General features: G+C 57.1%; 12 protein-coding genes and 1 pseudogene. 10 read left to right on the top strand and 3 right to left on the bottom strand.

What is annotated here, in order from left to right; translation table 11 throughout:
• Nucleotide 1 precedes the first annotated feature (1 nt).
• Both E2484_RS11820 and E2484_RS11815 read right to left on the bottom strand, forming a co-directional pair.
• A complete protein-coding gene (locus tag E2484_RS11820) occupies nt 2-874 on the bottom strand; it encodes a carbohydrate ABC transporter permease (protein ID WP_170977319.1) in 873 nt (290 codons plus the stop codon).
• 92 nt (nt 875-966) lie between these two features.
• A complete protein-coding gene (locus tag E2484_RS11815; RefSeq protein ID WP_137285438.1) occupies nt 967-2,346 on the bottom strand; it encodes an extracellular solute-binding protein in 1,380 nt (459 codons plus the stop codon).
• Nucleotides 2,347-2,479: 133 nt separating this feature from the next.
• On the opposite strand from E2484_RS11815, the gene E2484_RS11810 reads away from it, so the two are divergent.
• From E2484_RS11810 to E2484_RS11770, 8 genes and pseudogenes are all read left to right on the top strand, one after another.
• Complete coding sequence (locus E2484_RS11810) at nt 2,480-3,553, top strand: TrmB family transcriptional regulator (RefSeq protein WP_137285437.1); 1,074 nt, start codon at nt 2,480-2,482, stop codon at nt 3,551-3,553.
• A gap of 73 nt (nt 3,554-3,626) precedes the next feature.
• A complete protein-coding gene (locus E2484_RS11805) occupies nt 3,627-5,075 on the top strand; it encodes an amidase (protein WP_170977318.1) in 1,449 nt (482 codons plus the stop codon).
• Nucleotides 5,076-5,144: 69 nt separating this feature from the next.
• Nucleotides 5,145-6,662, top strand: a complete 1,518-nt coding sequence (locus E2484_RS11800; RefSeq protein WP_137285435.1) for a hypothetical protein — start codon at nt 5,145-5,147, stop codon at nt 6,660-6,662.
• A gap of 424 nt (nt 6,663-7,086) precedes the next feature.
• Nucleotides 7,087-8,058: a tRNA pseudouridine(54/55) synthase Pus10 gene (locus E2484_RS24955; protein ID WP_321112646.1), complete on the top strand. Its 972-nt coding sequence runs from the start codon at nt 7,087-7,089 to the stop codon at nt 8,056-8,058.
• Nucleotides 8,059-8,189: 131 nt separating this feature from the next.
• A pseudogene (locus tag E2484_RS11785) lies at nt 8,190-8,956 on the top strand (SDR family oxidoreductase).
• A gap of 71 nt (nt 8,957-9,027) precedes the next feature.
• On the top strand, nt 9,028-10,350 hold the full coding sequence (locus E2484_RS11780; RefSeq protein ID WP_137285431.1) for a phosphoribosylamine--glycine ligase: 1,323 nt from the start codon (nt 9,028-9,030) through the stop codon (nt 10,348-10,350).
• 82 nt (nt 10,351-10,432) lie between these two features.
• Nucleotides 10,433-10,969, top strand: coding sequence for a hypothetical protein (locus tag E2484_RS11775; protein WP_137285430.1), 537 nt, complete (start codon nt 10,433-10,435; stop codon nt 10,967-10,969).
• A 4-nt stretch (nt 10,970-10,973) separates the two neighbouring features.
• The gene (locus E2484_RS11770; protein WP_137285429.1) at nt 10,974-11,846 is read left to right on the top strand and encodes a metallophosphoesterase family protein; all 873 of its coding nucleotides are present in this window, start codon (nt 10,974-10,976) and stop codon (nt 11,844-11,846) included.
• An 11-nt stretch (nt 11,847-11,857) separates the two neighbouring features.
• On the opposite strand, the gene E2484_RS11765 is transcribed toward E2484_RS11770, so the two are convergent.
• Nucleotides 11,858-12,079: an ATP-grasp domain-containing protein gene (locus E2484_RS11765; RefSeq protein ID WP_137285428.1), complete on the bottom strand. Its 222-nt coding sequence runs from the start codon at nt 12,077-12,079 to the stop codon at nt 11,858-11,860.
• Nucleotides 12,080-12,778: 699 nt separating this feature from the next.
• Between E2484_RS11765 and E2484_RS11760 the strand changes: the two genes are divergently transcribed.
• Together E2484_RS11760 and E2484_RS11755 are read left to right on the top strand one after the other, a co-directional pair.
• A complete protein-coding gene (locus E2484_RS11760; RefSeq protein WP_137285926.1) occupies nt 12,779-14,155 on the top strand; it encodes a nicotinate phosphoribosyltransferase in 1,377 nt (458 codons plus the stop codon).
• Between the two features lie 57 nt (nt 14,156-14,212).
• Nucleotides 14,213-14,407: a hypothetical protein gene (locus E2484_RS11755; RefSeq protein WP_137285427.1), complete on the top strand. Its 195-nt coding sequence runs from the start codon at nt 14,213-14,215 to the stop codon at nt 14,405-14,407.
• Nucleotides 14,408-14,426 lie beyond the last annotated feature (19 nt).

Here is a 14,426-nt window from a genome sequence, read left to right as displayed (position 1 = left end):
CTCAGATTTCCTCCTCTGAAAGCAAGTACCGAACGTACACAAGGGTCATCACGACGTTGACGCCGAGCATAATGACCGCAACAGCCGCGGCCCGGCCCAACTGGAACTGTTCGAACCCGAGGAAGTACATGAAGAGCGAGAGCACTTCTGTTGCCCGTCCGGGTCCACCCCCGGTCAGGCTCATTATCATATCGAACGTGTTGACCGTGTAGATAGTGATGAGGACGATATTGATGAACACGACTGGCTTGATTTGTGGCAAAGTTACGTGCCTAAACCGGGCGATCGGGCCGGCCCCATCTACCTTTGCAGCGTGGTAGAGCTGCTGGGGTACCTGTTGGAGACCAGCGTACAGCATGATCATCGAGAATGCGGTTCCACGCCACGTGTTTGCCATAATCGTCGAGAAGAGAGCCATCTGCGGGTCCGAGAAGAACGAGACGACGTTGAAGCCCAACTGGACCAGAATGTAGTTCACCAGTCCGTAATTCGTCTCGATGAGCATGATCTTCCAGAGAATACCGATGACAATTCCCGGAATCACCCATGCTGAGAGGACCGCAATGCGTATCGAGACACTCCCGTAGATGTGTTTCTTGACGCCGTAATTGATTGCTAACGCGAGAATCATCCCAAGTGTAAGCTGCGCGATGACACTCGCACCGACGAAAATGGCGGTCGTTCTCGCCATCGTCCGGAACGCCGTAGATGTGATGACGGCGATATAGGAGTTGAAACCGACGTACTCGTACGCCGGCTGGATTAGCGAGATGTTCGTAAAGCTCATCCGAACGACTTCTATCAGTGGATAGAGTCTGAACAGGAACAACAGCGCTATGGCTGGCGCGAGCCAGACCAGCGGGTGTTCCTGCACGTATGACGCCGTATTGGTGATTTTCGACCACCAATCAGCTCTGTGTGATCGGTTTTTGGTCTCTGTCGACATGGATTACGTTGGAGGGACGCTCAGTTCCCGTGTTCTGATTTTACGTTCTGGACCAGCGTGTTGGTCACTTGAGCCGGGGAGGCCTGGTCAGTGAGGACCTTTCCGGCCGCAATCTGGAATTCACTGGAGAAGGTTTTGTAGATCGGGCCGCCCGGGCGAGCCTGCGCGTTTTCAAGGAATTTGCCGAACTTCTGTTGATACGGGTCGTCTGCGAAGTAGTCGAACTCCTCGAAAATTGACGGCCGGGTTGGGAGATACCCGCCTGCTTTTGCATACGCGGCCATCTTGTCTTTCTCAGCGAACATCGTCGTGAAGTCTTTCGCTGCGCTCAGGAACTTGTTCTTTGAGGTGAACACGTTCTGTGTCCATCCACCACTCCCAGTCGCCGACATCTTGGCCTCGACCTGGGGAATTTCGGCGACCTTCCACTTCTCCCAGTCATCAACTTCCTGTTTGATTGAGGAGATCTGCCAGTTCCCACCAAGGAACATCGCCGTATCACCGTTGATTGCGGCCTTCGTGAGCAGGTTGTAATCTTTAATACTTGCGACACGCTTCGGCGCCACACCGCTGTCGACGGTGCGTTTGAGGAATTCGAATACGTTCTGGAGCTTCTGCTTGTTATCTCCCTTGGTGAGTGCCGGATTGCGTTTGTCGGTAAGGATTTCGCCGCCCTGCCCCCAGTAGTAGGCGAGGTTGTCGAAGGTAGTTCCTTCCCAGCGACCGCCATTGTACATGAACCCGTTCATGTCTTCGTTGTCGGCAATCTTTTTGCCGACTTGAATCAGCTCATCCCATGTTTTGGGGGCTTCCCCGGACCCGTGTTTGTCGATCATGTCTTGCCGGTAGTACAGGGCACGACAGTCGGTGTTCTGCCAGACCGTCCGCCACTCACCGTTTTGCTTGGCGACGTCTTTCACGAACGGGAACCAGTCGTCGGTGTCTGGAAGCTGTTGAGTGACCGGGGAGAGGTCCTTATAGTAGTTCGGCACCCAGAACGAGTCGGCGATAGAGATTGGCGGTGCGTTGTTCTTGGCGACAGCCTGGGCGAGTTTCGTCTGCAACTGGCCGTAGCTAGGCTGAATTTCGTAGTCGATTTTGAACTGCTTGTGGTTCTTTCCCCAGGGCTTGTAGAAATCGTTCGCGATCGTGTTCGCGAAGTTTTTGTTGTTATCTTGGTGGGAATGGGGTGTAATCGTCCAATAGGTCATCGACTTGCTGCCGGACCCAATGCGATCTTCTGTCACCAAGTCACCTGTTTTGCTTCCATTACTGCTACTATTGCCACCACCACTGCTTCCGCCGGTAGTACAGCCTGCGAGGGCGGTTGCTAGCGAACTACCGCCCAGTTTGAGCACGTTCCGCCGGTCGAGATCTTCCAAAGTGGTACCGTCCATCATGAGGCTACACCCCACAATGGAACTTTATTGTATATAATACTGTGGGTCTGTATGTATACACCAGTAGTGAACAGTTCCCCTGTACCACTACAGTAAAAATATTTCTGTATGCATTCCGAAGAGGGACTCAAGTATGGACATTGACCGCCTCAAAACGACACTGCAGAACGCGGGCTTCTCGCAGTACCAGTCCGACGCGTATCTTGCGCTCGTCAAGCAGGGGGCGTCCTCTGCCACGGACGTTGCCGAGGCCACTAGCATCCCGAAGTCTCGAATTTATGACGTACTGAGGGATTTGGAAGACGAGGGATACGTCGAGACGTTCGAACAGAATTCGCTGCATGCGCGACCGAGCGACCCAGAAGAATTCCTCAGTGAACTCCGAACCAAAGCACAGGACTTTGACGAAGCTGCCGACGAGATTGACGCGCTCTGGGAACGGCCATCGTTCGGCGACCACCAAATCACGTTGGTCAAACGTCACGAGACTGTACTGGAGGCGGCTGAGGAGGCGGTTCGTGACGCAGAGGATGAGGTCCAGCTCTCAGCGACACCTAGTCAGTTTAACGACCTCCGGCCAGTGCTGCTTGAAGCCTTCGACCGGGGTGTGATGATTAAGATCTCGCTGCACGAAACTGATGGGTCTTCGGCCCTCGATTTAGACGATGAAGAGTTCATGAATGTAGCTTCAGAGGTCAGATACCGGAATCTTCCTGCGCCGTTCCTTGCACTCATTGACCGGACGGAGACCTATTTCTCATCGCATACACCAGGAAATCGGTTTGGATTGCTCGTCGACAACTACACGCTTACGTACGTGTTTTACTGGTATTTCCAGATATCGCTGTGGGAGATCTGGGATGTCGTGTACTCCGATTACGACAGTCCAATCCCCAAGCAGTACGTCGATGTCCGTCGGTGCGTTCGTGAACTTGATTCGCTCCTCTCGGACGGTGTAGAGATTACTGCCACCGTCATTGGCTTAGACCGCGAATCGAACGAATGGAGAGAGATTTCCGGACGCATCGCGGGGACTGACTACGAAGGAACTACACCTGAGAATGGATCGCCGGCACTTTCTGAAGTTGCCGGAAAGGCAACGCTATACATCGATACGGGAGATCAGATTGTGAGTGTCGGCAGTTGGGGTGCTATTCAAGAAGATGTCGAGGGGCGGCGCATACACCTTCACAACATCGATCGATGAGGTGGACATCCAGAGACCTTGCCGACCGAGAATCGCGCTACCCAGTTACAATACCAATACACTGAGACCATCGATGACTACCGACGAACAGATTGACAATGCACTGTCCCGTGTTGCGGCCCGATTCAATGTTAAGTTATCTCAGCGTGATAGACGCCAGCTACAGGCTGACGTCAAGTCCCTCATTGCAGACAGCACCAGTCTTAAGTCGCGTGTCCCTGAGCATCCACCGGCACAGAATGTCAAAGAGGGAGAAGACCCCGAAAACGCGTTCAGATACCGATTTGAACTTGAGTCGGGGGGCGGCCCATTGAACGGATTCGAGGTCGCTGTCAAAGATAACATCACGGTCGCTGGCGTCCCGATGACGTGTGGGTCAGCGTCGTTTTCGGTTTCTTCACCTCACCACGCGACTGTCGTCCGGCGGCTCACGGACGCTGGAGCGGCCATGGTTGGAACGACAAATATGGACGAGTTCGCTGGCTACGCTACAGGAGAAACGTGTGGCCACGGCCCGACTCGCAATCCTCGCGTCGATGAGTGTGTCCCCGGCGGTTCATCAAGCGGCAGCGGTGCTGCTGTTGCAGCAGGCTACGTTGATGCAGCATTGGGAAGCGATACTGCGGGAAGCATCCGAATCCCTGCGTCCTTCTGTGGTGTCGTGGGTGTCAAGCCATCGCACAGCTTTGTACCTCGATTTGGATTCGTTGACACGGCTCCATCCGTTGATTGTGTCGGTCCTCTCGCAGTGGATGTCGAAACGGCAGCTAAGATGCTTACTGAGATTATGGGGCCGGATTCGTTTGATCCCTCAACAAGAGATGCACCCCACTCTCTCAATATCCAGCGTGCACTGGACTTTCCAGACGACGATGTCTCGATTGGACTCATTGAAGAATCATTCGACGTATCGACCAGCGAGGTCGCCACCAGCGTCACAACGACAATCGACAGTCTCACCCCGGAATCCGAGTGGCTATCGCTCCCGCCAGTCCTGGATGCGCCGGTGCTCACAGATATCATCAGCGGTATTGAGTTCAGTACGGTCCTCGTGAACCGCGGCCGACCTTGTTCGGAAGCGACCGGCTATAGCGAACCGATACGAGTCGCGCTCGCAAATGCGATTAGCTCAGGGACGTTGGGTGACCGTACCCAGAACCGAGCGATTGCAACACGCGCGTTCGTCGAAGCAACCAACGGCCGTCCATACGTCGTTGCTCAAGAGATGCGACGCACCTTGTGTGATGCCGTCGAAACAGCGCTCAATCAATACGATGTCCTCGTCACACCCACAGTTCCAGTACTCCCCCCAGAGTTTGATGCGGTCACCGAAACCGCCGACCTCCGTCAATTAATCGCGAACACATCACCGTTCAACCTGACGGGCCATCCAGCAGTCTCCGTCCCCTGCGGCACAGTGAACAACAAACCGGTCGGGCTCCAAGTCGTCGCAGCGCGCGGCGCAGAAGAAACCGTACTACAAATCGCACGAGCCATAGAGATTGCGACCCAATCCTCGTGACGAACCCGACTCGAACAACTTGACGGCATTGAGTTGCATCAGACGGCCGTTCAACCCGTCTGATTCGTCGTGTTCGTTGACTTCGACCTACGTGGCCTGCGAGCACAGCCCCGTAGTTGGAGTACCCGACCAATCTTCCTAGAGGTTGAGGACTGGGACCGACTTCTCGTCGACGGAACCGCCTACGCGACCGATTCGGAGCTTCCGAATGACGTATTCGAAACCGCTGATGCTGGCTTCCTATATCGCTGTCACGACCGTTCTCTCACACGAACCGTCCGCCTCGACGCTGATCATCTCGAATCAGTAGGCTTCAACGACCCGTCCCTCCCAGAAACCGTCATCACCGACGCGACGGCAACGACACTAGCGGTCAATGGCCTCGGTAATCTTCCGTGTATCGACGTGGAGTTCCCTACAGGGATCCTACCGCCGACCGACAGTATCGACTTCGAGACCACCACGGAGTCCATAGATCCGGTCGGTTGGATGGACACGTCACATGGCCGTCGCTACGCCTTCGACCCCGCCGCTTCGTCGCAGTCGATTACGGTGTCGCCGGGCCGACCGCTCGACGCACACTATCCTGACGAGCATCACAATTGTACCCTTCCGAGCCCTGACGAGACTGCACAGACTGAAGTCGAGACGACGACGAGTCGACTACGGCAGGTTCGCAGCATCTGTCCGCGGTACCACCTATCGGAAGTATCCGTTCCGGATATACCCGGCGTGGATGCGGATATTGACCTGTTCATCCACGAGGACTCGCCGCTCGAAATCTCTCTTGATGACGATGCCGTCGACGACCTTACTGTCCAGACACTCGCCTACGAATCTAGCCGAGAGGGGTACTTCTACAACCCACCGACCAAACACGACTGTACGGAAACGTTCACACCGCCTGTCCCCTACTCTAAAGTGACAATTCAAGGACTTCTAGGTGTCGAGACGGATACGGAACCGCTCTGGTTGTACACCGACACAGCAACGATCGATGCCCGAAAGCGCCTCATCACCGCCCTCCACCCTAGTGCTGACATTCCCAAGGAACTCTCGTTCTCTTCGCTTGACCCGGAGCAAGCGATCATGTGGCTCGGCTTCGACCTCGATGACTTAGTTATCGAGGATGTCGGCAACGACGTATTCGACAATTTCGTCTTCGAATGCTGGCGCGACGAGACAAAACTTGAGCAATCGCAGCCGATCCGTGCACTCACTGCGCCACCAAGATACTTCGCCGTGCCGCTGTTCCGCTCGCTCCTCGAGGAGTCCGTTACATACCGAGTTGTCGTCCGGCCAGCCGAGACAGAAACGAAATACGCTTGGTCCGCGGATGAGCACGAGGTCAACCTTGAGCGCCACTCTAGAGATACGCTAAAGCTCGCAATCGCGGGGGACAAGACGTTTGAGATTCGCGACGACGACGCGGCGCCTCGGCCGATGATTGATCTTGACCGCCTCTCGAAAGTACGTCTCGGTGAAGAGTTCCGGTATCACCCCTGTCTTGACAACGACAATGAATGGCGCCCAGAAACGATTCAACAAACGAGTGAGGTCGTACTCCAATTCGTCAAAGGAGAATAGCCGACGTATACTCACTGACGGTAATTGCGCGTACACCGAACAAAACGCTATAGCTCTCCCCAGTAACTTTGAGAAACAACCCATCGACTCCTTAACAACGCAAGTAGGAACCACGGTCGTACCCATGGCCATCTTGAGGTGGTAGCTCTAGCGAGTTCTGACGAACGTTGAAAAATAACGGGAAAGATATCCACGTCTAGATTTGATCATTCATCGTACGAAAATAACGAAGACAAGTATCTCTCTTGGACTCTGATGCTCGATTTCTGAGGTCTAATCGTCTGACGAAGACGGTGAAATCCCGCTACTTGATTGGCGAGGTGATGCAAGCTCTACCTCCTCCTTCGCATTAGCTGGCGGAGTTGTGAAGTAACACCTCGTCGGGACGCGCGAACCTCCGTTCCTCACCTCGAATGAGCGCACGCTGTGCGAACGGGCCGACGTTCCCGTCGAGTGGGGCGAGTCGTTCAAATCGGAGTGCAACCGCGAGGTCGGCAAGCAGGTCGGACAACTGACCGGAGCGATCGCGGACCTCGAGCGCCCGGACGTAACTCTAGTCCTCGATTTCGAGTTCGACAACGTCGATGTCCAAATTAACCCGGCGTTTGTGTACGGTCGGTATCGAAAGTTCGAACCGGGCGTTTCCCAGACGCGGCTCACCTGTCCGGAATGCGGTGGCTGGGGTGGCGTGTGGCGGGAAGGCGAACAGCAACCGTGCGAGCGGTGCGGCGGAAGCGGTCGCCTCGCCGAACAGAGCGTCGAGGAAACCGTGTCTCCGCCAATTCGAGAAGCGATGGACGGGGTTGAGACAGTTTTCCACGGTGCGGGCCGAGAGCACGCCGACACGCTGGTGCTCGGCACTGGTCGGCCATTCGTCATCGAAATCAAAGAGCCTCGACGACGAACGATCGACTTCGAAAGTCTCGAGTCGGACATCAACCAGTCCGCTCATGGAGTGATTGAGGTTGATGGATTCGCTCGAACGACCCGTGAGATGGTCGATCGGGTCAAACAGTTGCCGTTCCGACAGACCTACCACTTGACGGTGACCTTCTCAGAACCCGTTCTCCACCGTATTTTCGTCGACGCTGTAGCGAAACTAGAAGGAGAGCGCGTGCATCAGACCTCACGGCAGGACGGACAGTTGCTCGGGCGTGAGCGGATTCGGACCATCCATGGGATTCGCGGTGATCTCGAATCTAACTGGCGTGCGACCGTCGAACTGACGGTCGAAGCCGGAATCGACGTCGAGTCGATTCTCACTGGCGATGATGGAACGACGGAGCCAAGCCTCGCCGGGTTGCTCGGCGTAGACGTCTCCGTTCCGTCACAGAAGATTATCGCCGTCGAAGGAACGACAGAACCGTTCGAACTGCCAGAGTTATTGACTGAATAGACGCTCGGAGGACCAGAGCACAGAGGCTGACGAGCCCGGTAGTACGGCGACTAAAGACTCTTCTCGTCTGCCCTGAATCGGTTGGGTGGTTCCGATACAGAGTTATCATTCTGAACGTGGTCTAAGGAGTTATAAGTGAACTACTCACCGATGAAGTAGCGGTAGTAACCGGCGCATCGACGGTATCGGGCGTGCCATTGCGCGCGCCTTCGCCGAGAACGGTGCTGACGTGGTCGTCGCCGACGTTCGCGACACGCCGCGAGAAGGTGGGGTACCGACGCACGAACTCATCACCGACGAGACGGATCGCCAGGCCGCCTTCGTCGAATGTGACGTCACCGACGTAGCGGACCTCGAAGCGACCGTTGAAGCCGCCGACAAGTTTGGGAACGTCGACGTCTGGGTGAACAACGCCGGCATCTTCCGGACCGAGGAGTTCTTCGACGTCACGCCGGACGATTACGATCGACTGATGTCCGTCAACGTCAAGGGGATGTTCTTCGGTACGCAGTCCGCCGCCGAACGAATGGTCGAGAACGGCGGCGGAAGCATCATCAACGTCTCAAGTATCGCTGGCATCCTCGGGAACGGCGGGTACGTCACCTATTGCACCTCGAAAGGGGCCGTCCGGTTGCTGACATACGCCCTCGCACACCGACTCGGCCCGGAAGGCATTCGGGTAAACGCCATCCATCCCGGCGGCGTCGAAACCGCGATGCTACAGGACGCGAACTTCGATGACGAGGCACGAGACGCCTTCGTCCAACAGGTTCCGTCCCGTCGATTGGGCGAACCCGACGACATCGCCGGTGCTGCCCTCTATCTGGCCAGCGACCTGTCCTCATATGTCAACGGCGAATCGGTGGTCGTCGACGGCGGATACACCTATACTGGATAAGGGTATTCCATAAATCGGGTCCTGGACGGCTCGTCGTGTATGCTTTTGGTCGTAACTGTTGTATGTGTCCTATGGATTCCAAGCGATTTCTCTTCGTCTCGGCGGACGCCGCACTCATCGGCGACCTCGCGTGGCAGATCCACCGCGAGGGCCACGACGTAAAATACTACATCGACGCCGAGAGCGACCGGGAGATCGGCGACGGATTCGTCCCCAAGACCGACGACTGGAAGGCCGAACGCGAGTGGGCCGACGTAATCATCTTCGACGATATCTGGCGGGGGTCAGAGCTGGGGACCGGCGGACTCGCGGAAGACCTCCGAAGCGAGGGGATGGCCGTCGTCGGCGGCACCTCCAACACCGACCGACTGGAGGACGACCGCGGGTATGCGATGGACGTCCTCGAAGCGAACGGTATTACCACAATCGACCACCACGAATTTTCGGACTTTCAAGAGGGCATCCGCCACGTCGAGGAGAACCCGGGTCCGTACGTCGTCAAGCCGCTCGGCGAGGTCCAGAACGTCAAGCGACTCCTGTACGTCGGCACCGAAGACGACGGCAGCGACGTCATCGACGTGCTTCGGGCCTACGAGAAAGCGTGGGGCCACCGCATGAAGGGGTTTCAGCTCCAACGGAAAGTCGAGGGCGTCGAGGTGGCCGTCTGCGGATTCTTCAACGGCGAGCGGTTCGTCGAACCGGTCAACTTCAACTTCGAACACAAGAAGCTCTTCCCGGGCAACATCGGGCCATCGACCGGCGAGATGGGGACGTCGATGTTCTGGAGCCGTCGGAACGAGCTGTTCGAGCGGACACTCGGACAACTCGAAGACTGGCTCGCCGCGGAGGGATACGTCGGAAGCATCGATCTCAACTGCATCGTCAACGCAACCGATATCTACCCCCTCGAATTCACGCCTCGCTTCGGCTATCCGACGATTGCGTTGCAAGAAGAGGGGATGGAGTCGCCGACGGGGGAATTCTTCTACGAACTCGCCCACGGTCGCGTGCCCGAGCTGCGCGTCCACCAAGGCTACCAAATCTGTGTCCGTATTGTGCTGCCACCGTTTCCGTTCGACGATGAGAAAACATACGACGAGAACTCCCGAAACGCCGCGATCGTCTTCGAGTCCGACGACAGGGAGGGCATCCACATCGAGGACGTGAAGAACGTCGACGGGCAGTGGCGTGCCGCCGGCGAATCCGGAATGCCGCTGGTCGTAACCGGGAAGGGCGAGACGATGCAGCAAGCGCAGGCGGCGTGCTACGAGCGCGTCGACAACGTCATCATTCCAAACCTCTACTACCGCGACGACATCGGCGACCGATGGATCGACGGCGACGGCGATCGACTACACGCATGGGGCTATCTGGGTCCCCAGGGACCCGTCTGAACGCTCATCGCGATGAACTCGCATCACGATTCGCAGTAGACTCTTTATGGTCACCGTGGTAACCTTCTCGGGGTATTCCACCGTGACCGACGAATTTGAGCGTACACTCGATCGAGACTCGCCGGTCGACCGGAGCCCATCCGGGCTCGTCTCGCGAGACTACCAACCGCTAACCCGCGGCCCGGAACTACTCGCGTCGTGGCCGCTGGGGTCAACACCACGCCAATCTGAACCCGGCGATATCGACTGGGAGATCACGAGTGACGAGTACGTCATCGTCCAGAAGAACCGTCTCACGCTCCCCTACGCTGGCGATATCGAACGCGCACCGCTCTACCTCAACGTTCGCGGCCACGTACGAGTGACGACGGGGACGACGCTCACTGTCTACCTCCGGACGACGCATCTGCGTGACGGCAAGCCCTACGACGTGGAGATCGACCTCACACACGAGGAGGGTGACGACTTTCAGACGCCGTTCGTAGAATTCGCGCCCGAACGACCCGGCGACTACACTGACCTCGGCGAGGTGTTCGCGGGATACGAACTCAAAGCCAAGGCGACCGGCGGGACCGGTTATCTCGACCAAGGGACAAGCGTCGCTCTCTACAGCGAGTGAGCCCATGCGAACGATTGGTCTGCTCTTCGACCTGCACGTGATGTCGGACACCCACGCCGAGTGTGAGCGCCGCGAATACGACGGCGTCTCTCGCGCCAGACGTGCATGCGAGAAACTCAACGAGGTCGGCGTCGACTGGACCGTCGTGGGTGGTGACCTTCGTACGCTGGCGTCGCACTACCCCGAACGGACCGACTGGGGCGGCTGGCACGACGACCCCGACAACAAGTACTACCGAAAGGACTTCCGGCGAGCGAAAGCGCTGCTCGACGATGAACTAGACGGGGAGTATCACCCGATTCGCGGCAATCACGATCGGCCGCTGTCAGTGTGGAAGGAGTTCTTCCCACCCGAAGAGTACCCACAGTGGTTTCACTTCCGCGAGGACGGGGCGCGCTACGTCTTCCTCGACTCGAACCCCCATCAGGGCTTCCATCACCTCACGCAGACGCAGAACTTCGTCACTGCGCCACAGCTATCGATGCTGGAGCGCCTGATGGACGGTGATCCCGATGTCCCGACGTTTGTATTCTGCCACGCCCCGCTGGCCAAGCATACCGAACTCCACCCCGACTGGGAGACGGGCTACACCAGCGCCTACCGGTTCACCCTCAATTACCCGTCGGTCCAGCACCTCCTTGAGCGAGGGAACACGGTGTTCGTCAACTCCGGCCATTACTCCTCGGACCACGGACGGGAGACCACCGAGGTGAACGGCGTGAAGTACGTCATTGCACGCCACCTCGGCGGGAGTAACCCCTCATATGCGGGCGACGTGCGTTGGATGACTGTCGATACCGACGAACGCGAGGCAACGGTGACCTACTACGACCTCGCCACCGACGAGGAGGGCACTCTCGCGGAGGCGAACTGGTGACGAACTCGAAGTCACCGTTGGGACGCGTTTTTACGTATTGTCTTCCGGATGAAGGCCTCGTAGATATCTACGGCGTTGGCGACGCCTTCGAGGCTCACTACCGGATTCACGTCGATGACGTACAGGCTCTTGTGGATGACGACATCAAGTTCGAATATCCCCAGCTCGAACAGCGTGGCAACTTCGTCCGTTAGTTCGACGAATTGCCGCCGAGTATTCGTTTCCTTCGGCATTCCGTCCGGCGGTTCGTGTCTAGTCGTCCGAACGCGTTCACCGACTCGGAAAATCTTGTAACTGCGCCGGGGGACGACGTATCGCTCGACGAACCGTTCACCCTCGAATTCGATCGGCCCGGAGCGAACGAGACGAAACCCGTGGCCGTCTGAGCCAAGTTCGTGACGTGGCTTGACCAGGACTGGCGGTCGAAGTGTAATCTCGACGTCCCGTCCAAACTGAAACGCCGGTACGTGAAACCCGTGTTCTCGAAGCGTCTCACACCGTTCGAGTCGGTCTTCGAGTCGCGCCGCCCCGGAATACGAATTGAGCGTTGGGATCCCCGCAGCACACGCCCGTTCGAGGTCTGCGAGGGCCGCAGGATGCCAGCGAGCCATATGATACAAATCGAGGTCCCGTTCGGCGAGGTCGGGATGTTCTCGTTCCGGGTCCAGCAGTGCGAGGTCGGCCCAGGACCGAAGGTGATCGAAGAGCTCGCGCTTTACGGGATTACCGCGATTAGCGTGGTACGAGATGGCGATTCTCGGTCGGGGACCGTCGTTCGTCATCGGTCGCGATGGGCAAATTCTGTCGCTGTATGGACATCGGACATCTTGCCGAGTAAAATAATTCGCCTGCATTTGGACGCGCCGATTCCACTATCGACCCTCGGAACTATTAGTGATTCCATTGAGGGTGGCATCGGGGTCTCCATGGGAATGACACGGAAGACGTTTGGAACGGTTACCGACAAGAATCTCGCGCTCTTCACCGATTTGTACGAGTTGACGATGATGCAGGGATACATCGAAACTGGACACAACCCAACTGCGACGTTCAGCCTCTTTTACAGAGATCTCCCCCCTAACCGCGGCTATGTCGTCACCGCTGGCCTGGAACAGGTAGTCCAATGTTTAGAGACGGTATCGTTCGGCGACGAGGCGCTCGCGTTCCTCACCGAATTCGACTTCTCCGAGGAATTCCTCAGCTATCTCGAACAGTTCGAATTTTCCGGTGACGTGCGTGCGTTACCCGAAGGGACGGTTTCGTTCCCCAACGAACCGCTGCTGGAGGTAACTGCACCGATTCTCGAAGCCCAGTTGTTCGAAACTGTTCTGATCAACCAGATCGGTTTCCAGAGTTTGATCGCGACGAAGGCAGCCCGAATGCGTGACACCGTCAATGAACACGGCGACGACCAGTCACTCGTCGACTTCGGCTCCCGGCGGGCTCACGGGACGGACGCCGGGATGAAGGCGGCGCGGGCGGCGTACATCGGGGGATTCACCGGAACGTCGAACGTCGCCGCTGGCCACGAATTCGACATCCCCGTGTTCGGGACCATGGCGCACTCGTGGGTCCAGAGCTTTCCGACCGAACGCGAGGCCTTCGAGGCGTTCGTTGACGTCTACGGCGAGGAGTCCGTCTTACTCGTCGACACGTACGACACAATTAACGGCGCGCAGACGGCGATGGACGTCGCCGAAGCACGGGGGACAGATATCTCCGGGGTGCGGTTGGATTCCGGCGATCTCGTCGAACTCTCCAGGGAAGTAGCGGAGATTGTTGGCGAGGCTGGGATCTTCATTAGTTCGGGCATCGACGAGTACGAGATTCAGGACTTCCTTACGAATGGCGGCATTGCGACGGGGTTCGGTCCGGGAACCGCACTTGTGACGAGTGACGATGCCCCCTCACTCGATGCGGTGTACAAACTTGTTGCGGTCGAACGCGACGGCGAGTTACAGCCGAGCATGAAGCTCTCGACCGGTAAGGTGACCTATCCCGGGCAGAAGAGTGTTCGCCGGGTCGAAGATGATGGGCAATTCGAGCGGGACGTCTTGGCGCTTCATGACGAGGATGCACCGGGGGACGAACAGCTCGTTGACGTGATTATAGATGGATCGCTTGTATATGCACCTCCGTCACTAGACGAGAGTCGTGACCGGACGTGCAGACAGTTCCAGAAACTCCCACAGGAGACACGTAGACTTCAGAACCCTGTTGAATATCCCGTACACGTTAGCGATGGGCTTCAGTCGCAGACTGCGTCAGTTCGTGATGAATTATCGGCCCGATATCTCGATGCCCGATAACGCAGAAGAATGCAGTTCTATAGCGGACCTTCAGACGGGCTAAAATTGGTCGAGGGTATGGTGGTCGTCGTCTTGGAGCTGGGTATCGTCTTCATCCTGCTGGAGGATATCTGTTTGGTGGCCCCCGTCGGGACGGTCCTCTGGAGGGCCGTTGACTCGACATTGGTATCGATGTCATCGAGAAGAGATGAATACCCCCTAAGAAGAACGGCAGCGTCTTCCTGCGTCGACTCGGTCGCAGCTGGCTGTTGAATATGGAGAAGCTGCAGTG

The organism is Halorussus salinisoli, assembly GCA_005239435.1.
Taxonomy (GTDB): Archaea; Halobacteriota; Halobacteria; order Halobacteriales; family Haladaptataceae; genus Halorussus; species Halorussus salinisoli.
This window is presented reverse-complemented; position numbering and strand designations above follow the sequence as displayed.